At 69.6% G+C, this 18,885-nt stretch carries 17 protein-coding genes; 11 read left to right on the top strand and 6 right to left on the bottom strand.

Going from position 1 to position 18,885, the window contains the following annotated elements; translation table 11 throughout:
* Window positions 1-369: 369 nt before the first annotated feature.
* Window positions 370-1,212, bottom strand: coding sequence for a methyltransferase domain-containing protein (locus GON04_RS19625; protein WP_157399693.1), 843 nt, complete (start codon window positions 1,210-1,212; stop codon window positions 370-372).
* A 183-nt stretch (window positions 1,213-1,395) separates the two neighbouring features.
* Window positions 1,396-1,812: a hypothetical protein gene (locus tag GON04_RS19630; RefSeq protein WP_157399694.1), complete on the bottom strand. Its 417-nt coding sequence runs from the start codon at window positions 1,810-1,812 to the stop codon at window positions 1,396-1,398.
* A 150-nt stretch (window positions 1,813-1,962) separates the two neighbouring features.
* Here GON04_RS19630 and GON04_RS19635 point away from each other — a divergent pair, with 150 nt between their 5' ends.
* The 6 genes from GON04_RS19635 to GON04_RS19660 all read left to right on the top strand — a co-directional run bounded on the left by GON04_RS19635 (window position 1,963) and on the right by GON04_RS19660 (window position 9,865).
* A complete protein-coding gene (locus GON04_RS19635) occupies window positions 1,963-2,442 on the top strand; it encodes a hypothetical protein (protein WP_157399695.1) in 480 nt (159 codons plus the stop codon).
* A gap of 36 nt (window positions 2,443-2,478) precedes the next feature.
* Entirely contained in the window at window positions 2,479-4,683 is a 2,205-nt protein-coding gene (locus tag GON04_RS19640) for a hypothetical protein (protein WP_157399696.1), read from the top strand.
* 110 nt (window positions 4,684-4,793) lie between these two features.
* On the top strand, window positions 4,794-7,439 hold the full coding sequence (locus GON04_RS19645; RefSeq protein ID WP_157399697.1) for a fused MFS/spermidine synthase: 2,646 nt from the start codon (window positions 4,794-4,796) through the stop codon (window positions 7,437-7,439).
* Window positions 7,436-8,272 (top strand): peptidyl-prolyl cis-trans isomerase, encoded by an 837-nt coding sequence (locus GON04_RS19650; RefSeq protein WP_157399698.1) that lies wholly within the window; start codon window positions 7,436-7,438, stop codon window positions 8,270-8,272. Before GON04_RS19645 ends, GON04_RS19650 begins: the two co-directional genes overlap by 4 nt.
* Window positions 8,269-9,228: a HupE/UreJ family protein gene (locus tag GON04_RS19655; RefSeq protein ID WP_157399699.1), complete on the top strand. Its 960-nt coding sequence runs from the start codon at window positions 8,269-8,271 to the stop codon at window positions 9,226-9,228. The genes GON04_RS19650 and GON04_RS19655 overlap by 4 nt, the downstream gene beginning before the upstream one ends.
* Before the next feature lie 10 nt (window positions 9,229-9,238).
* On the top strand, window positions 9,239-9,865 hold the full coding sequence (locus tag GON04_RS19660) for a putative 2OG-Fe(II) oxygenase (RefSeq protein ID WP_157399700.1): 627 nt from the start codon (window positions 9,239-9,241) through the stop codon (window positions 9,863-9,865).
* An 84-nt stretch (window positions 9,866-9,949) separates the two neighbouring features.
* Here GON04_RS19660 and GON04_RS19665 read toward each other — a convergent pair whose 3' ends face one another.
* From GON04_RS19665 to GON04_RS19675, 3 genes are all read right to left on the bottom strand, one after another.
* Window positions 9,950-10,579: a dihydrofolate reductase family protein gene (locus tag GON04_RS19665; protein ID WP_157399701.1), complete on the bottom strand. Its 630-nt coding sequence runs from the start codon at window positions 10,577-10,579 to the stop codon at window positions 9,950-9,952.
* Between the two features lie 83 nt (window positions 10,580-10,662).
* Window positions 10,663-11,058, bottom strand: coding sequence for a tautomerase family protein (locus tag GON04_RS19670; protein WP_157399702.1), 396 nt, complete (start codon window positions 11,056-11,058; stop codon window positions 10,663-10,665).
* 64 nt (window positions 11,059-11,122) lie between these two features.
* Window positions 11,123-12,874, bottom strand: coding sequence for an alkaline phosphatase D family protein (locus GON04_RS19675; protein WP_198349356.1), 1,752 nt, complete (start codon window positions 12,872-12,874; stop codon window positions 11,123-11,125).
* 158 nt (window positions 12,875-13,032) lie between these two features.
* On the opposite strand from GON04_RS19675, the gene GON04_RS19680 reads away from it, so the two are divergent.
* Entirely contained in the window at window positions 13,033-13,794 is a 762-nt protein-coding gene (locus GON04_RS19680) for a 2OG-Fe(II) oxygenase (protein ID WP_157399704.1), read from the top strand.
* A 35-nt stretch (window positions 13,795-13,829) separates the two neighbouring features.
* Here the strand turns inward: GON04_RS19680 and GON04_RS19685 are convergent, their stop codons facing one another.
* On the bottom strand, window positions 13,830-14,846 hold the full coding sequence (locus GON04_RS19685; protein WP_157399705.1) for a LacI family DNA-binding transcriptional regulator: 1,017 nt from the start codon (window positions 14,844-14,846) through the stop codon (window positions 13,830-13,832).
* Window positions 14,847-14,979: 133 nt separating this feature from the next.
* Here GON04_RS19685 and GON04_RS19690 point away from each other — a divergent pair, with 133 nt between their 5' ends.
* From GON04_RS19690 to GON04_RS19705, 4 genes are all read left to right on the top strand, one after another.
* Entirely contained in the window at window positions 14,980-15,945 is a 966-nt protein-coding gene (locus GON04_RS19690; RefSeq protein ID WP_157399706.1) for a Bug family tripartite tricarboxylate transporter substrate binding protein, read from the top strand.
* A gap of 24 nt (window positions 15,946-15,969) precedes the next feature.
* Window positions 15,970-16,752: a 3-ketoacyl-ACP reductase gene (locus tag GON04_RS19695; RefSeq protein WP_157399707.1), complete on the top strand. Its 783-nt coding sequence runs from the start codon at window positions 15,970-15,972 to the stop codon at window positions 16,750-16,752.
* A gap of 57 nt (window positions 16,753-16,809) precedes the next feature.
* Complete coding sequence (locus tag GON04_RS19700; RefSeq protein ID WP_157399708.1) at window positions 16,810-17,976, top strand: dihydrodipicolinate synthase family protein; 1,167 nt, start codon at window positions 16,810-16,812, stop codon at window positions 17,974-17,976.
* A gap of 203 nt (window positions 17,977-18,179) precedes the next feature.
* Complete coding sequence (locus tag GON04_RS19705; protein WP_157399709.1) at window positions 18,180-18,491, top strand: hypothetical protein; 312 nt, start codon at window positions 18,180-18,182, stop codon at window positions 18,489-18,491.
* Window positions 18,492-18,885 lie beyond the last annotated feature (394 nt).

Genomic DNA, 18,885 nt, shown 5'->3' on the forward strand with positions numbered 1-18,885 from the left:
AACTGGTGGAGATCCGATGCAGGCGAGTGCGCGCTCAAGCCGCGGCCGGCGCGCACCCGCACCGGCAGCCGGCCGCGGCGCATTCACAGCCGCAGCCACAGCCGCAGCCGACCGGGCAAGCGCAGGGAGCACCGGCTGGCCGTTCGCCCGTCGCCCGGCCCTGGCAGCCGCAGGCACAGCCGTTGCCGGGGCACTGGGTGCAGGGGCAGGAAGAAGCATCACGTTGGTTCATGGAAGTCTCCGAAGAAAGGGTTGCGAACGAGTCGGTTCGTGCAACGGATTCTGCGGAGGGCCGGCTTTGCGGGCTTGAATGAAGGGGCTGACTTTCATGCAACCTGGCGCGGCCGTGCTGCGAATCGCCAGCCAGGCTCACCCGGGCCTGGCTGCGTGGATCAGCGCCCCTGCGAGCACTCCGCCCTGGTAGAGCCCGACGAAATGCGCGTACGCCCTGTCGTAGCGCTCGAAGTGCTCGCGCCCCAGGCGCGCCACGGTCTGGGACTCCAGCGACCGGTACATGGCGTGCCGCTCGACCAGGATGCGCGTCCATTCCTCGGTGAGATCGACCAGCCGGACGACCTCCATCCCACACGAGCGCAGCTGCTGCGCGTAACCGTCCTGCGTGGCGATGTCCGAGAACGCCATGCCGTCGAACAGGCGTTGCGCATCGCGGTCCGACAGGTTCCCCCGGTGCAGGATGTCCGAGTACACCAGCCGGCCGGCCGGGCGCAGCACTCGCGCGCACTCGGCGAGCAGTCGCGGCTTGTCAGGAATATGGGCGAAGGATTCCTGCGCCATGGCGAGCGTGAACGATGCATCGCCGAACGGCATGGCCAGCGCATCGCCGTGCACGAAACGCACGGAGCCCGACAGCCCGGCAACCCGCGTGAGCTCGGTCGCCCCCTCCACGCGGCTGGCCGTGAGGTCCAGTCCGGTCACGTCGCAACCGGTCTTCCACGCCAGGTAGCGTGCCGGGCCACCCATGCCGCTGCAGACGTCGAGGACGAGGTCGTCGGCCCGCACCGCTGCCTCGGCGATGAGCCGGTCGGTCGCGGCGGTGCCGCCGTAGTGATCCTGGTCATGCTGCTGCAGCACGTCCTCCGTGATCGCGTCCGGGCCAATGCCGCGGGCGGCGACCGCGTCCAGGATCTGCCTGGCGTTGATCGGGTGGAAGTCGTAGAAGCGCTCGACTGCATTCACGCGTGCATCGCTCATGCGGCCCTTGTAGCAGGCTGCCGTGGCGACGAGAAGAGACGACCCACGCACGGTCCGGTTTGGCCGTGCAAGTCTTTCGCTGAATTGCTGCCGCCACATCGGAAGCCTCGAGCAACTCGTTGTTCCGACAGAGGCGGGACGAGCTCAACCTGAGCCCCGCCATGGCGGGCCATGCCCCGATCGTCAGTCGCGTTGCAGCGCGAACGCGACCGGCTGGGCGTGGTGCCACACCAGCTGCACGCGCAGCTGCCGCGCGGCAGTGCCGGTCGGAACGGTGAAGCGACACGAGAGCGCATCGCCGCCGGCATCGCCTTCGAACCGGTCCCGGCTGCCCTCGGCGCACGCCACGGGCTGCCCGTCGAGGGCTGCCGCGAGGACGGCTCTCGAGTCGTCGTGCACGCCTTCGAAAACCACGTGCAGGCGCAGCACCTGCGCCGTCGGCGCCGGGACGATCTCGCACCGCAGCTGGGCGTTGTCGAAGCTGGCCTGGGCCGTCGTGCACGGCACGGTGGTGCCGGGTCTTTCCGCGGCGGCGCGACCGGCCGGAAGGACGGCGATCAGGGAGCAGGCGAGCGCGAGGCGCAGGGGGAAAGGCGACACGGGCGCCGACTCTAGCCGGGGACCGTGACAGGAGCGTGGCGGCTCGCTTCGCGGGACTGTCATCGGTTTGCAACGGCCGGGCTGCACAGTCGCGGCCGTTGTGCGGTGCAAGCGCCGCGCAGGACGAACCAACACCCAGGAGAAGAGCCCATGACGAAGTTCCCCCTCAACGCACTGGCCTGCCTCGCCGCGGCGGCCCTGCTCGCCGGTTGCGGCGGCGGCGGTGGCAGCGATGGTGGCGGCAGCACGGCCGGCACCACCGAACAGACCACCGGCGTCACCGTGTACGCCTCCATCCTCAATCAGCTCGGCACCCTCACAGGCTTGAACAGCACCGCGGTCGCCGCGGCGTTCGACGATGCCTACCTGGACAGCGGCATGACGAAGAAGCAGGTCCTCGACGCCCTGGGTGGCGAGGCCGCCGCGATGGCGGCCGCCGCCGACCACTCGCTCTTCCCGCAGGTCACGCTGACCGACGCCCAGGTGAGCAACTGCGACAGCAAGAACGTCTGCACCCTGACCGCAACGATCACCAACGGCGACGTCGACACCACCGCCGTGCAGTTCAGCACCAAGGTGCTCAACGTCAACGGAACGTACCGGCTGCTGGGCGACCAGCTCGCCAGCTGACAGGCACCCGCCCCCACAGGACAAGGAACAACGACGATGAAGACCCAATTCACCCGCAGCGAGATCGCCCTGGCCACCAGCGCCCTGCTGGCCGCTGCCGCCCTGGCGTCCCACGCACCGGCGAGCGCCGCCGACAAGGCCAGCGCCAAGGCTGCCGGCACCTACGTGACCGGCGACTTCCACAACCACACGACCTGCTCCGACGGCCAGATCTCGATGAAGAAGCTGATCGGCAAGGCCGTCGGCACCTGGAACCTCGACTGGTTCGTGCAGGCGGACCACGGCGGCAGCAGCGCCAAGAACTGCACGCTGGCCGAGGACCCGATCGAGCCGGTGGCGCCCGCGCTGGGCCTGCCGACCAGCAACACCGGCCCCTGGCCCCCGGCGACGTATCCGGGCATTTCCAGCGGCGTCACCGGCGGCCAGCCCGCCGCGTCCGGCAAGGGTCCGCAGCAGTCCTGGCAAGCCACGCTGCCGGGCGGCGTGGCCGCGATCAAGGGCGACGGCACCGCCAACCCCAAGGCGATGTGGCGCTGGCAGGAGATCAAGGAATTCCAGTACCCGGTGGCCGAGGCCGAAGGCCGGGCGCGCCAGAAGCCGGTGTGGATCGGCGTGGAGCAGAACGCTCCCGGCCACGAGCACATCTCGACGACGGTGCTCAAGGGCCAGCTGCCGTGGCCCAATGCCGGCGTGGCCGGCAACGCCACGCTGCAGGCGCAGTACGAATACTGCTTCGACCGCAGCGACAGCGACACCAGCCGCGGCGCCGAGAACCAGTGGGACTGCGCGGTGACCGGCAGCACCCTGAACGCGTCGCTCGACGCCACCGCCCGCAAGCTGACGGGCGCGACCTCCGGCGACACCAACAACTCCGGCAACGGCGGCCACCTGAAGACGCTGGAAGGCATCAAGTGGATGGCCGAGAAGGCGCCCACCACCTCGTACTTCGTGCCGGCCCACCTGGAGCGTCCCGGCCCGTTCAACCCGACCGGCAATGGCGGCTACAACATCGAGCACCTGCGCGACTTCAACAACACGGGCCCGCAGATCGCCTTCGGCTTCGAGTCCATGCCGGGCCACCAGGCCGCGGCCAACCGCGGTGAGTACGGTCCCACCATCACCGGCGGCGTGACCGGCGGCTTCCCCAACTCCACGGGCGGCGGCACCTACGGCGGCACCGGCATCATGTCCGCGCAGGTCGGCGGCGTCTGGGACGCACTGCTGGGCGAGGGCCGCAACTGGTGGTTCTTCGCCAGCTCCGACTACCACAACCGCGGCAGCTTCGGCCCCGACCAGCGCGAGAGCAACCAGGACTTCCAGCCCGGCGAATACCAGAAGACCCACGTGATGGTGCGCAAGGGCGCGAACAACCTGGCCGCGGAGGGCATCATCGACGGCCTGCGGTCGGGCAACGCCTGGGCCACCAGCGGCGACCTGATCGACCGCCTGGCCTTCGTGGTGTGCACCCGCAATCCCGCCGTTCCGTCCAGCGCGTTCAAGTCGCTGGTCGAGAAGGCGGCGGCCAACGCGGTGGCCAAGGGCGGCGAGGTCCGCATCGACGGCTGTGCCACGATGGGCGAGAAGTTGGTGGTGCGCCAGGGCGTCGAGCTGATGGTGGGCATTGCCGTGCGGGACCCGCAGGGCACCAACAACTCGCCCTACACGTTCGCCAACCCGTCGCTGCGGCAGATCGGCGCCACGCAGCCGCTGAACGCGCCGGTGCTGGACCACGTCGATCTGATCGGCGGCAACGTGACCGGCTACCGTGCGACCACCGACGCGAACTACAAGGGCACCATCGTGCCGAACGTCGCGACCGGCCTGCTCACGCCGAACGGCAACACGGGCGGCGCGCGCAACGACAGCACCACGGTCCGGAAGGTGTTCAACGCGAACAACTGGACGGCCCTGGCCGACGGCGTGCGCGTGATGAGCTACAAGGTGTCGGGCGTCACGGCGTCGCAGTACTTCCGCCTGCGCGGCACCAACCTGCCGCCCGCGACGCCCAACGAGACCGATGCCGACGGCAACCCGATCCTGGACTTCAAGGTGTCGCCCAACGACCAGGCGGTCGCGGGCACCATCCCCTGCAACGACGCCGGCTGCCCGACGCACCTGCGGACCGTGGGTGGCGTGAAGTACTCCAGCTTCGACGTCGCCGCCTGGGCCGACCTCTGGTTCTACAGCAACCCGGTCTTCGTGCAGGTCAGCGGCGGCACCGTCGTCGCCGGCGCGCACTGAGCGGGGCCTCGTGCCGGCCCGTGCGCACCGCGCACGGGCCGGCACCGTCGGGCGCGCCAGCGCGCCACTCCTTTCTCTAGATGGACCCGGACACCGTCCGGGCTTTGCTTTTGGACCGTTCCTCCGTCCTGCATGAGAGCGCCGCAGCGGCGCCCTCCCCTTCCTTCTCCGGCCACGCAGCCACCGCGGGCCTGGCGCTGCCGGCCCTGCTGCTCGTGCTCTCGGGCGCTTGCGGACTCGCCTGGCAACTCGTCTGGACAGCCGGCTTCGGCATCGCGCTCGGCCACGAGCTGGTCGCCGTCCTGGCCGTGCTCGGCGCCTTCTTCGGCGGCCTCGCCGGTGGTGCCTGGGCCCTGGCCGCGCGCATCGAGCGCAGCACGCGTCCGGCGCTCTGGTATGCAGCGCTGGAGGCCGCGACCGGCCTGTGGGGCCTGGCCGTGGTGCTGCTGGCCCCGTCGCTGCTGGGCGCGCTGGCCCGCTGGATCGGGCCGCAACCGGCCGCCTGGGTGCATGGCGCCACGGCGCTGGTCGTGCCCCTGGTGCTGTTGCTGCCGGCCACGCTGGCCATGGGCGCGACGCTGCCCGCGCTCGAGCGGCAGCTGCGCGGCAGCGGCCTGCCCGTGCTGCCGGCCCTGTACGCCGCCAACACGGCCGGTGCGCTGGTCGGGCTGCTGCTGGCCGTCTTCGTGAGCCTGCCCGGCGCCGGCCTGCGCGCCACCGCGATCGGCTGCGCCCTGGCCAACGTCGCCTGTACGCTGCTGGCCCTGTTGCTCTGGGGCCGCACGCGCATCGCGGTGCCGTCGGCGCCGGCACCGACGCGGTTCGTCCTTGGCCGCACCGGCTGGCGGCTGCTGCTGACCGGCCTGCTGGGCATCGGGCACGAGGTGCTGGCCCTGCGCGTCCTGGCGCAGGTGTGCGAGAACACCGTCTATACCTATGCCGTGCTGCTGGCCACGTTCCTGCTCGGCACGGCGGCGGGGGCCGCGCTGTGGCGGCGCGCCGGCGTGCCGTCGCAGGCGTGGCCGGAGCGGATCGATCGCCTGCTGCTGGGCGTCGCCGTGGCGGTCCTCGCCGGCGGCCTGGCGCTGTTCGGCGCCGACCGGCTGGCCACGTTGCCCGTGGCGTGGTTCGGTCCTGGCTTCGGCCCCGCGCTGCTCGGCGAGGCACTGGCCGGCGCGGCCGCGATGCTCCTGCCGGCGCTGGCGATGGGCGCGCTGTTCTCGGCCCTGTGCCAGCAGGCCCAGGCCGAGGGCTGGCCGCTGGGCCGCGCAATCGGTCTCAACACGCTCGGCGCCGCGCTCGCGCCGGTCCTCGTGGGGGCGTGGCTCGCGCCGCTGCTGGGGGCGCGGCTGGTGCTCGCGCTGCTCGTGGCCGGGTACATGGCCCTGTGCTCCGCGCGCAGCTGGCAGCGGCCGCGCGGCGCCGTGGTGGTGGCCGTGGCGGCAGCGGTCGCCCTGGTCGGGCCGCCGCTGCGCTTCATCGACGTGCCGGAGGGCGGTCGGGTGCTGTTCGAGCACGACGGCGCGATGGCGGCCGTGAGCGTGGTCGCGGATGCCGACGACGTGGCCCGCCTGCACATCAACAACCGGGTGCAGGAGGGCAGCACGGCCGGTGGCGTGGTCGAGGTGCGGCTCGCGCAGATCCCGCTGATGCTGCACGGCGGCCCCGAGCGTGCCTTGTTCCTGGGCCTCGGCACCGGCTACACCGCGCATGCCGCCGCGCTCGATCCCCGCGTGCACGTGCGCGCGGTCGAACTGCTGCCCGACGTGGTGCGGGCCTCGCAGCTGTTCATGCTGCGCCCGGCCGCGCCGCGTGCGGCGCATCCGGTCGACATCGTCGCGGCCGATGCGAGGCGCTGGGTCCAGGCGGACGACGCCCGCTACGACGTGGTGGTGGCGGACCTGTTCCATCCGGCCCGCAGCGGCGCCGGCAACCTGTACACCGTGGAGCACTTCCGCGCCGTGCGGGAGCGGCTGGCGCCGGGTGGCCTGTTCTGCCAGTGGCTCGCGCTGCACCAGATGGACGTGACCACGCTGCGCAGCATCGTGGCCGCCTTCCTGCAGGTCTACCCCGACGCGATCGCCGTGCTGGCGAGCAACGGGTTGGATTCGCCCGTCGTCGGGCTCGTGGGCCGCCCGGACCGGCCCGTGTGGCGGGTGCAGGACGTGGCCGAACGCCCGGCCGCGCCGGCGCCGGCACTGGGCGCCGCGCTGCGCCTCGCGCACCTGGATGGCCGCTACGCCGTGCTGGGCTCGGTGCTGGCCGACGCCGCCGGCCTGCGCCGGCTGGCCGGCGACGCGCCGGCCAACACCGACGACCTGCCGGTGGTGGCGCACCGTGCCGCGCGCACCGACTACGCGCCCGAGGCCGCGCCGCGCGAGCGCCTGCAGGCGTTGCTGCAGATCCTGCCGCCCGTGCCGGCCGGCGTGCTGGCAGCGGCCGATCCCGAGCGGGAGCGGCTCGCGGCGTACTGGCGCGCCCGTTCACGCTACCTGGCGCTCGGCGCGCAGGTGCGCCCCGACCCCGACCCGCGCGTGATGCTCGACCGGCTGGCCCCGCCGCTCGTGGAGCTGCTGACGGCGAGCCCCGAGTTCCAGCCGGCAGCCGACGCCCTGGAAGGAATCGCGCGCAGCCTGCAGGCGGACAACTACCCGCTGTCGCAGCAGGTGCTGGCCCGGGTGCGCGAGCTGCAGGGCAGCGCCGCGCCCGCAGCCGTCCCCGCCCCGGAACAGAACCCGATCCCCTCCCACCCATGACCCCCTCGGACCGTCTTCCCACTCCCCCCTGGTTCGCCAAGCTGTTGCGCGAGCCCCTGTTCCACTTCGTCGTGCTCGGTGCCCTGGTGTTCGGAGCCGATGCGGCGCTCACCGCCGTGCGCGGCGGCGAGCGCGACATCGCCGTGCCGGCGGCGGTGCGCAAGGAAGCGCGCGACACCTTCGTCGGCGCCGCCAGGCGCGAGCCCAGCGAAGCCGAGATGCGGCAGTTCCTCGCCCGCTGGATCGACAACGAGATCCTGTACCGCGAAGGACTCGCGCTCGGCCTGGACAAGGGCGATCCGGCCATGCGCGAGCGCGTCATCTTCAAGGCGCTGAACGTCGTGCAGGCCGGCATCGTGCTGCCCCCGATCGACGAAGCCGGCCTGGCGGCCTGGTTCGAGGCCAACCGCAAGCGCTACGACGTGCCGGCGCGCATCAGCTTCGAGGAGGCCGTGCCGGCCGGCGAGGCCCCGCCACCGGAAAACCTGCGCAAGTTCGTCGATGCGCTCAATGGGCAAGGCACGCCGGCGCTCGAGGCGAGCCTGCGCAGCTTCAAGCAGCGCCCGCGCGAGACCGTGGTCGAGGCTTACGGCGAGAAGTTCGCCCACGCGCTGGAGGACCTGGCGCCCGGCACCTGGGCCGTGCTGGACAGCGGCGGCGGCCTGCGGGCGGTGCGCCTGCAGGAGCGCACGGCGGGCCGCACGGCCAGCTACGCCGACGTGCGCGACATCGTCTACCAGGACTGGAAGGACGACATGGCCGGCAAGCTCACGGCGCAGGCCGTCAGGGAGCTGGGCCGCAAATACCGCGTGCGCGGCGGGAGCGGTGCATGAACCCGGTCCGCTGGCTGGCGGCCGTCGGCTTCGTGCTCGTCCTGCTGCTGCAGGCCGGCGGCGTCCACGCGCACGAGATGACCACGGCCGAGATGACGATGCGCGAGATGCCCAACGGCCAGCTGCTCTGGTCCTGGGGCGTGCCGGCGCAGGGGCAGCCGATCGAGAACGAGCTGGCCGTGCACTGGCCGGCCGGCTGCAGCGTCGAGGACGGCCGGGTGCTCACCTGCTCGGCGGGCCTGCAGGGCGAGGTCGAAGTCGAGGGGTTGGGCCGCAGCTACTCGGCCGCCGTCCTCATGATCCGCTGGAAGAGCGGCGAGGAGCGGGCGTACACGCTCACCTCGCGCCGGCCGACGGTGCGCCTGTACGGCGGTACCGAGGACACGCGTGCAGCATGGGACGTGGCGGCGACCTATGCGCTGCTCGGCGTCGAGCACATCCTCAGCGGCTTCGACCACCTGCTGTTCGTCATCAGCCTGCTGTTCCTGGTCGGCTTCCAGCGCCGCCTGGTCGCCACCATCACGGCGTTCACCCTGGCGCACAGCATCACGCTCGCGGCCAGCGCACTCGGCGCCCTCAGCCTGCGCCCGCCGCCGGTGGAAGCGACCATCGCCCTCTCGATCGTGCTGGTCGCCATGGAAGCGCTCCGGCGCGACGACACGCTCACGCGCCGCTGGCCCGCACTGGTCGCCTTCCTGTTCGGGCTCGTGCACGGCCTGGGCTTCGCGGGCGCGCTGGCGGAGATCGGCCTGCCGGCACGCCACGCGACCATCGCACTGCTCACGTTCAACGTGGGCGTCGAAGCGGGCCAGCTGCTGGTCGTCGCCGTCTGCGGCGTGCTGCTGCTGGCCGTGCGGCGCCTGCCGCGGCTGGAGATCGGGCGGCAGGTGGCGTTGTATGCGATCGGGTCGGTCGCGGCGTACTGGACGATCGGCCGCCTGGCGGCGCTGGCGTGAGGGCCGTGCGATGAGCGCCACCCTGTTCGAGCTCTTCCCCGTGCCGGTCCACCATGTCCGCGGCTTCTGCGACGCCGCCCAGGCGGCCGCCCTCGCGCGGCGACTCTCCGAGGCCGCGGTCGTCGACAACGACAAGTCGGCGCAACTCGCGCACTCCAGCCCGCTCGGGCCGGGCATGCACCCCGAGCTGGATGCGCTCGTCGACCGCCTGGGCGCCCCGGTGCAGGCCTTCGGCGAACTGCTGCTGGGCGAGACCCTGCGCTGGCTGGTCAAGGAGATCTGGGTCAACGTGCTGCAACCGGGCGGCCAACAGGCACTGCACAACCACGCGAACAGCTTCGTCTCCGGCATCGTCTACCTCACGCCCAGCGACGCCTCGGCCCGCACGGTGTTCCAGCGCGGCATGGGCGGGACCGAATTCGTGCTGCGCAACACCCATGCCGGCACCCGGTCGGGCGCCTTCAACGCCGACAAGTGGATCGCGCCGCAGCCCGGACCGGGCGATCTCCTGCTGTTCCCGAGCTACCTGCTGCACGAGGTGCCGCGCAACCTGGGCCGGGACCGCACGACGCTGGCGTTCAACGCCATTCCGCACCGCCTCGACGCCTGGGGCTACACGCTGTCGCTGCAGCCCTGAGACGCGCGTCATCGACGCGCCGACGCCCGGGGTCAGCGGCGGGCTGTTCGGCGGCCCGGCCGCTGCAACCGCCTCAGGCAACCCTCACGAACGCACGTAGCGCAGGTGCGTGGCGTCCGGGCCAGCGAGAACCCTGTCGATGCGCAACCGCGGCCCGGGCTCGCGCAGGTTCTCGAAGAGACGCCGCCCGCCGCCGAACAGCACGGGTGCCAGGGCGATCTCCAGTTCGTCGACGACACCCAGGTTCAGGTACTGCTGGATCACATCCGCTCCACCCGCGATCCGGACATCCCGGCTGCCCGCGGATTCGCGGGCCAGTTCCAGGGCACGCTCCGGCCCGTCGTTGATGAAGTGAAAGGTCGTCCCGCCGGGGCGCACCCAGGGAGCGCGTTTCTCATGGGTCAGGACGTAGACGGGTGTATGGAACGGAGCCTCCTCCGGCCAGGCAACCTCGCCTTGGTCGAACATCCGCTTGCCCATGACGTTGGCACCGATGCGATCCGTGGTGCTGCGAACCAGGTCATTGACCGGCCCGGTCTCTCCCCCCGGTCCTAGCTTGAGGTTGTCGCGGAAGGCCTGCTGCTTGATGATCCAGCCCATCATCGCACCCCACTTGGCGCCCCAGTTCTTGTACTCGGGCTTGCCCATGGTCATTCCTTCCGGTGCCATGTAGCCATCGAGGCTGAGTCCGATGTTGACGAATACTTTGCTCATGGTTCCCGTCTCGCATGGTTAGAAGTCGGTCCAACGCTCCGCGGCATGACGACACACCGCGGTCCGAACGGGGCGGGCAAGGGTCAGGCCTCGCCAGGTTTCCAGTCCGAGCTATAGCCACCCAGTGTCGGGTGGTACATCTCGTCCCCATCGTGCTGGGTGAATTCGACGTTCAACCGATCTTCCGGGATGCCGAGGATGTCCTTGCAATGCCGGCAGAGTGCCTTGGCCACTTCCATCCTCAGTTCGGCGGGCCGGCCCCTGCGGATGTCCAGCATCATCAGGGAGACCGGAACGGGCTCGCCGCCGATCTCCGGAATGCGCCAGACCCCGCCTTCACCCAGCTCGCGAATGGCCACACTGATGCGGCGGATGTCCACCGACATCATGCTCGCGTAGGTCTCGCTCATGGCCGCTGCCAGCCGCTTCTTGTCGGCGACGGGATGGTTGCCGGTCACGTCCAGCTGAAGGTAAGGCATGGAGGTCCTCGGGCCTGCGTGGGAGGCGTTGTGTGCCGTCACTGTAGCGGTGACCTCGCCTGCGTCAAGCGGACGGCTGCAACCTCGTCAGTTCGCGTCCCGCTGGCCCCGCCTGCGCCTGCAGGGCCGGCCCGACCGTCGCCGAATAGCTGTTGACGAACACCGAACTCACGAACACGAACTCGCCCGTCACCGACGTCGGCGTGAATGTCACCGCCACATAACCGCGCCGTGCGGTGTCGGCGTATGTCAGGTCGGGCACCATCCGCACGAACGAATCGGCGAGGAACTGGCGCCCGACGTCCGGATGTTTGATCTCAAGCCCGGTCGATGTGACGGACGGCGTCGCGAACTCCACGCCGATGCGATGGCCCGCCGTGTCGCGCAGGTCGTGCGCCCAGGCGTTGTGGCTGTCGCCCGAGAGGACCACCAGGTTCTTGTCGGTGGCATGCGCCATCGCCAGCACACGTTCACGGGCGGCCGGGAAGCCGTCCCAGTTCGTGAGCTCGTAGCCGATGCGCGGTTGCGCAACCAGGGCGCGTTGCGCAGCCGTGCGTGACGCGTCCGGTGTGTCCAGTGCGGCGAGGAATGCGTTGATGGCGTCCTCGCTGAAGTCGTCGTACACCGACAGCGGAATCCGCATGCCGCCGAACACGACCTGCTGGCCCAGCACCTGCCAGGTGGCGCCCGATCCCTGCAGGCGTGCGGCCAGCCAGGCTTCCTGCTCGGTGCCGAGCAGCTGGCGGGACGGGTCGTCCGCCAAGCCAGCGAGATAGGGATCGCGATTCGTCGGGGCATCGCGGCCGATGACGCGCGTGTCGAGCATGTGCAGCGACAGCAGGTTGCCGAAGTCGAAGGAGCGGTAGATCCTGAGCGGGTCCGCTCCGGTACGGGTGGGCATCCACTCGTGGTACGCCTGCACGGCCGCCGCCCGCCGCGCGGCGAAGCTGCCCTCGGTGGCCGGGTCGTGTCCGCCCGCACCATCGCGCCAGATGTCGTTGACGATCTCGTGGTCGTCCCACACGCCGATCAGTGGCACGTTGCGGCGTAGGCCGCGCAGGTCGGCGTCGGTGTGGTAACGCTGGTAGAGCAGGCGATAGTCGGTGAGCGTGTGGAGTTCGCCCTGTGGATCCACTTCCCGGCCGAGGGCGCGCGCGACCAGTTGCTCCGCATCGGACAGGCCGGACTCATAGATGTAGTCGCCCAGCATGAGCGCCGCGTCGAGGTCGCTACGGTTGCTCGCGTGGTTGTAGACGTGGAACTGCCCGATCGGGTAAGCCGCGCACGAGAACACGCCCAGCTTGACCTGCTCGACGCTCCCGGCAGGCAGGGTGCGTGTGCGACCCGTCTCGGAAAGGACCGATCCGTTCTTGAACCGATAGAAGTAGCTGGTGGCGGGCTGCAGGCCGGTGACGTCCACCTTCACCGTGCTGTCGTGCGCCGGGTCGGCCGTCACCGTGCCCGACGTCACCATGTTCGAGAAGGACGCGTCGAGGGCGACCTCCCATCGGAGCTGCACCGCTTCGGTCAGGCGATTCGCACGGGTCCAGATGATGACGCGGTCGGCCAGCGGGTCGCCGCTCGCGACGCCATAGCCGAAGGGCTGCCTGTCGACATCGCTGCCACCGCCGCATGCACCGAGGCCGACCGTGCTTCCCAGCACAAGCGCCGAGCCCGCGCCGAGCACGAAGTGGCGCCGAGAGAGTTCGGCGCCGGCAAACCCGGCATCGGCGCCAGTTGGTGGATCCACGGCGGTGGTGGCTGTGATGCCGGCGTTCCCATTCCCCATGGGCCGGTCCATCTTTTTCTCTTGCATTTTTCTTCCCCGGGCAGGCACGCCCCAGAGCATGCGAGGCTAGCGGCTGAGCCTCATCGGGCAGGCTGAAACGGGTACGCCAAGGTAACGAGGCGTGACACCAGCCACGTGTCCGGTTCCGGCGAGCCTGCGCCGCCGGACAAACCTATCCTCATGGCATGCCCACCTCGCATCTCGAGCTGAACCCCGCGCCCCGTGCACACCGACTTGTCCGGGCTTCCGGTCTCGAATCCCATGAGTGGTCCCGCGTGGACGCGGAGCTGGATCGCGACGGCGTGGCGGTCTTGCCGCAGTTGCTGACCCCCGCGGAATGCTCCGACCTCGCGGCGCTGTACGACAACAGCGGTCCTGGCATGTTCCGCAGCACGGTCGTGATGGCGCGCCATGGCTTCGGTCGGGGCGAGTACAAGTACTTCGACTACCCCCTCCCGGGGCTGGTGTCGGAACTGCGCACGGGGCTCTATGGTCGGCTGGTCGGGACGGCGAACCGGTGGAATGCGCTGCTCGGACTCGAGCCGGCTTATCCCCCCTCCCATGCGGAATACCTGGAGCGCTGCCACGCGGCCGGTCAGGCTCGCGCCACCCCGCTACTGCTTTCCTACGGCAGCGGTGACTACAACTGCCTCCACCAGGATCTGTACGGTGCGCTCGTCTTCCCCTTGCAGGTCGTGATCCTGCTGTCGGCCCCTGGCGTGGCGTTCGACGGCGGCGAACTGGTCCTGACGGAACAGAGGCCCCGGATGCAGTCGCGCCCCCTCGTCGTGCCGCTTCGCCAGGGCGATGCAGCCGTCTTCGCCGTGAGCCATCGCCCGGTTCAGGGAAGCCGTGGCTTTCATCGCGTGAACATGCGGCACGGCGTCAGCCGCATCCACAGCGGCACCCGCAGGACGCTTGGCCTGATCTTCCACGATGCGGCCTGAGGGATGGGTCGACGGGAGGCTGGGGCGCTTGCGCCTCAGCCCGAGACCCTCTGGACTAGACAGGGTTCCGCAAGGTAATGCCTTGATGGGCCCGATGGATCCTCGATCCGCGCCAGCAGCACCTGCGCAGCATGCTCGCCCAGTTCGCTGGGACGAACGTCAATGGTGCTCAGGGGCGGGTTGGAGTGCGCGGAGTCGAGCACGTTGTCGAACCCCATCACGGCGAAATCCGAGCCCGCTCGCAGCCCGCGCTCTCCCAGCGCCGCCAAGGCGCCGAAGGCGACCACGTCGTTGTAGCAAACGGCCGCCGTCACACGCGGCTCCACGGCCAGGATGTCGCCCAGCCGCTCGTACGCATCCTTGCGCGTCGGGTTCGAAGCAAAGACGAGCCGCTTATCGAACGCGAGCGCGGCCTCGCGCAGGCCATCGCGGTAGCCCTGGACGCGACGGTCGAAGATCGGTCCGGGCCGACCGCCGAGGAATGCGATTCGCCGGTGGCCCGCGCCCACCAGGTGCCGCGTGGCAAGCTTCACTCCTTCCGTATCGTCGGACCCCGCGAAGTCGTAGGTGCCCCCTCCGAGAGGGCGGACCATCACGACCAGTGGAATGCCCCAGGCCCGGATGGTTTGTGGCAGCGATGCCGGCGATCCCAGGACCGGGCACAGCGCAATCCCGGCCGCGCCGTGCTCGCGCATCGTTTGCAGCACCCTGTCCTGCCGCTCCAGGTTCTCGCTGGTATGCGCCATGAACACCGTATAGCCCGTGTCGACCAACCTGCGTTCCAAGCCCACCAGGACTTCAGCGAAAAACGGGTTCATCAGGTCGTTGATGACCACGCCAATGGTCTTGGACGACTTGCCTCGCAGTTCGGCGGCCCCACGGTTGTACACATAGCCGAGCTTCTGCGCGGCTTCGAGCACCCGAGCCGCGGTCTCATCGCGAATCAGGTCGCTTCCCTGCAGGACCAGTGAGACGGTCGACTTCGACACCTTCGCTTCGGCGGCGATGTCGAGGATCGTCGCCGGGCGCTTGGGAGCGTTGCTGCTGGCCATGAGGACTCGGTACTTACCCTAGGGTGACGATGCTCAGCTTGCCATTCTAGTTGGAACGATCCAATAATGGCAATTGGAACGTTCCAAACGCTCCACCATCCGACATGTTCCGCTCAACCCCTCCTGGATCGACATGAGACTCTTCCGACGCACCCTCATCCTCGCGGCCGTGGCCATCGGCATCCACGCTGGCGCATCCGCGCAAACCGACGCCTATCCGAACAAGCCGATCGAGATGATCGTGCCCTGGCCTGCCGGCGGCGGCACCGATGCGATCGCGCGCGTGTACGCGGAGGCCGCGCGCACGGTCTTTCCCCAGCCGATCCTGGTGGTCAACAAGCCCGGGGCCATCGGCTCGATCGGGTTTGCCGAAGCGGCGGCAGCCAAGCCGGACGGGTACAAGGTCGTGATGGCGACCCCCGAACTGCTGATCGCGCCCTACCTCGGCATCGGCAAGGCCAGCTACGAAGGCTTCATGCCGATCGCGCGCATCAACGCCGACCCGAGTGCCATCACCGTGAAAGCGGACGCCCCCTGGAAGACCATCGAGGAGTTCATGGCCCACGCACGTGCCAATTCCGGCAAGGTGACGCTGTCCACCTCGGGCAACGGAGCCATCCCCGACATCGCGGCACTGGCGCTGGAGGACAAGACCGGCACCAAGTTCACGCGCGTTCCCTACCAGGGCGAGGCACCTGCCATCCAGGCCATCCTGGGCGGCCAGGTGGATGCCACCGTCGTCGCGCCGGGTGCGCTGAGTGCCCACGTCCAGGCGGGCAAGCTCCGCGTCCTGGCGGTGACGTCGGCCCAAAGGATTCCGGAGTTCAAGGACGTGCCGACCTTCAAGGAGCGCGGCATCGACGTGGCGATCGGCACCTGGCGCGGCCTGCTGGTGCCCAAGGGCACGCCCCCCGAGATCGTCAAGCGCTGGAGCGAACTGACCTGCAAGGTGATCGCGGATCCCAAGTACCAGGAAACGCTGCAGAAGCTGAACGTCCATTCCATCTACGAGGACGGAGAAACCTTTGCCGCCGTGATGAAGCAGGACAACGAGGTGTTCAAGCGCCTGGTCCCGAAGCTCCAGGTCACCACCAAGTAACGCGGCCTCTTCCAGGAATTCCCGATGACAAACAGCCAGACGTCCCGACCGGTCGCCCTGGTCACGGGCGGCCGCCGGGGCATCGGCCGCGGCATCGCTCTAGCGCTTGCCGCGCAAGGCTTCGACGTCGCCATTGCCGACCTTGCACAAGACGCGGATGCCAACGAGACGGTGGCCGGTGTTCGTGCGCGGGGGATGCGTGCCGCCTTCTTCGCGTGCGATGTCTCCGACCTGCAGTCCCACGCCCGTCTGTTGGACGCGATACGGGAGCAACTCGGTCCCGTGGACTGCCTCGTGAACAACGCGGGCATCAGCGTGTCCAGGCGTGGCGACCTGCTCGAGGCCACGCCCGAGAGCTTCGATCAACTTCTGCACGTCAACCTCCGGGGGCCCTTCTTCCTGACCCAACGGGTGGCGGCGCACTTTGCAGCCGACCGGGAGAGCCGGCACTACCGATCCATCATCAACATCTCGTCGGCCAACTCCTTCGCGGCGTCGACCAACCGCGGTGAGTACTGCCTCTCGAAGGCCGCCATCACCATGGCGACGAAACTGTTCGCCGTCCGGCTGGGAGAGATCGGCGTCGGGGTGTTCGAGATCCGGCCCGGGGTGATCCGCAGTGCCATGACCAGCGTGGCGCAGGCCGACTATGACAAGCGCATCGCCGAGGGCCTGAGCCCGATCCGCCGGTGGGGAACGCCCGATGACGTCGGCAAGGCAGCGGCGGCGCTGGCCGGCGGGTCGTTCCCCTTCAGCACCGGCGAGGCCATCCATGTCGACGGCGGCTTCCATGTCCAGCGCCTCTGAGGCGACAACCCATCACCGCTCCACCAGCCAGCACTCCAGGAACAAGGCCAGAGAACCATGCAAGTCCGCCTTCCCCAGGCCGACGGTAGCGTCAAGTCCTACCGACTCCAGGCAAACCCGATCCGCCCGGACGGGCTGCCGCCTCCCTTCAGCCGGACGGTCTATGCGGCGGCGCACGTCGTGGTCGACCCACTGGAGACCGTCGACCCCTGGGATGCGTCTCCCCGCATCGACTGGGAGCGCACCCTTGCGTTTCGCGAGCACCTCTACCGCCTCGGCTTCAAGGTTGCCGAAGCCATGGACACGGCACAGCGCGGCATGGGCGTGGACTGGCCCGTAGCCCGCGAACTGATCCAGCGCAGCGTGCGCCATGCGCGCTCCGTGGGTGGTGACCTGGCCTGCGGCGTCGGCACGGATCAACTGCCCGCAGACGCCTCCCTGACGCTGGACAAGGTGGAAGCCGCGTACCGCGAGCAACTCGGCGTCGTCGAGGCCGAAGGCGGGCAGGTGATCCTGATGTGCAGTCGTGCGCTGGCGCGCTGCGCCCGGGGAAGCGAAGACTACCTGGCCATGTACGGGCGCCTGCTTCGCGACGCGTCCAGGCCGGTCGTGCTCCACTGGCTGGGCGAGATGTTCGACCCGGCGCTGCGCGGCTACTGGGGCAGCACCGACATCCCCCAGGCGCTCGACACGGTCGCCAGCGTGATCGCGGAGAACCGGGGGAAGGTCGAGGGCATCAAGGTCTCGCTGCTCGACGCCAGATGGGAGCGCGAACTGCGCAAGAGGCTGCCGCCCGGCGTGAAGATGTACACCGGCGACGACTTCAACTACGCAGAGCTGATCGCCGGCGACGACACCGGCTACTCGCATGGACTCCTGGGGATCTTCGACCCCATCGCGCCCGTCGCTGCCGTCGCCCTGGCGGAACTCGCCGCCGGCCGTGTCGACCGCTTCCGCGAACTCCTCGACCCGACGGTTCACCTGTCACGCGAGATCTTTCGCGCGCCGACGCGCCACTACAAGGCCGGCGTCGTGTTCCTCGCATGGCTCAATGGGCATCAGGACCACTTCTCGATGGCCGGCGGCCTGCAGTCGGCACGCGGTGCTGCGCATTTCGCCAAGGTCTTCGAGCTTGCCGACGCCTGCGGCGTACTGACGGATCCGGAGCTTGCGTCCCTGCGGATGAAGCGCTATCTCTCGGTCGCGTGCGGGATCTCCGACTAGGTGCCGGGACGCCCGCCAGGGCGGCTCCTGGCCGATTGCGGACCTTCACTCATGGCGGGGCGGCCGACCCAATCCAAGAGGTGCACACGGAGAACCAGTCGACGGATGCCTCGGGACGCACGCTGATCGGCATTTGAGCCGACGTCCGACATGTTGCCGGCGCTGAAATCCTAGTCTGTCACGACACTCTTGGGAGACACGCCATGCCCAGCAACAACAACCTCGATTCGACCGGTGAACGCGCCGAGGCCACCGAGGCAATGGAATCAACACCGATCAGCGGCAAGAAGCATGAGTACCGGGCCGACGGGGATCACCGCCCCCGTCAGGACGCAGCGACGGTTGAGGGTGGCACGACGGATGCCGTCGGCCGAGCCGCGGCGGAGCAAGAGGCAGCGCCCGAGGTCGGAGTTGAGACTGAGCGTCACATCAGCGAAGGCATTCCCGGTGCGGGTCGGTCGACTGAAACAAGCACGGTGCCCGATGCGCAGCGGGAACGCGGACCGCGCGGCTGACCGTCCGTCTTTTCAGCAGTTGACCTGAGAGCGGCATCGCGCCAGTGCGCGTTGGTCACTTGGCGCGCATCCCGGGACCGTGAGCTGGTGATGCGACAACACCCCAGCAAGACAGAGAGGCGGCGACGGTCGCTCGCAGGATCAGCCCCGATCATCAGGCTGGGGCCTGCGCCAGGCTTACCCATCCCGGCCTTTCGGGCTTCCAGCGGCTTGACCATCGCCTTGAGGTCGAGGCTGGATCGTGAAGCGCGCTGACGTGGCGTCGGACCAGATCGCGAAACTTGAGCGCGGCTCGAGTGGGTGAGCCAGCGGTTCACTGACCGAGCGGGCCCCTCGGCCAGTTGCTTCCCAAATTCGCGCGACTCGGGGAAGCGTTGTGCCTGCAGGTTCGCGC

This window comes from Ramlibacter pinisoli (assembly GCF_009758015.1).
GTDB lineage: Bacteria > Pseudomonadota > Gammaproteobacteria > Burkholderiales > Burkholderiaceae_C > Ramlibacter > Ramlibacter pinisoli.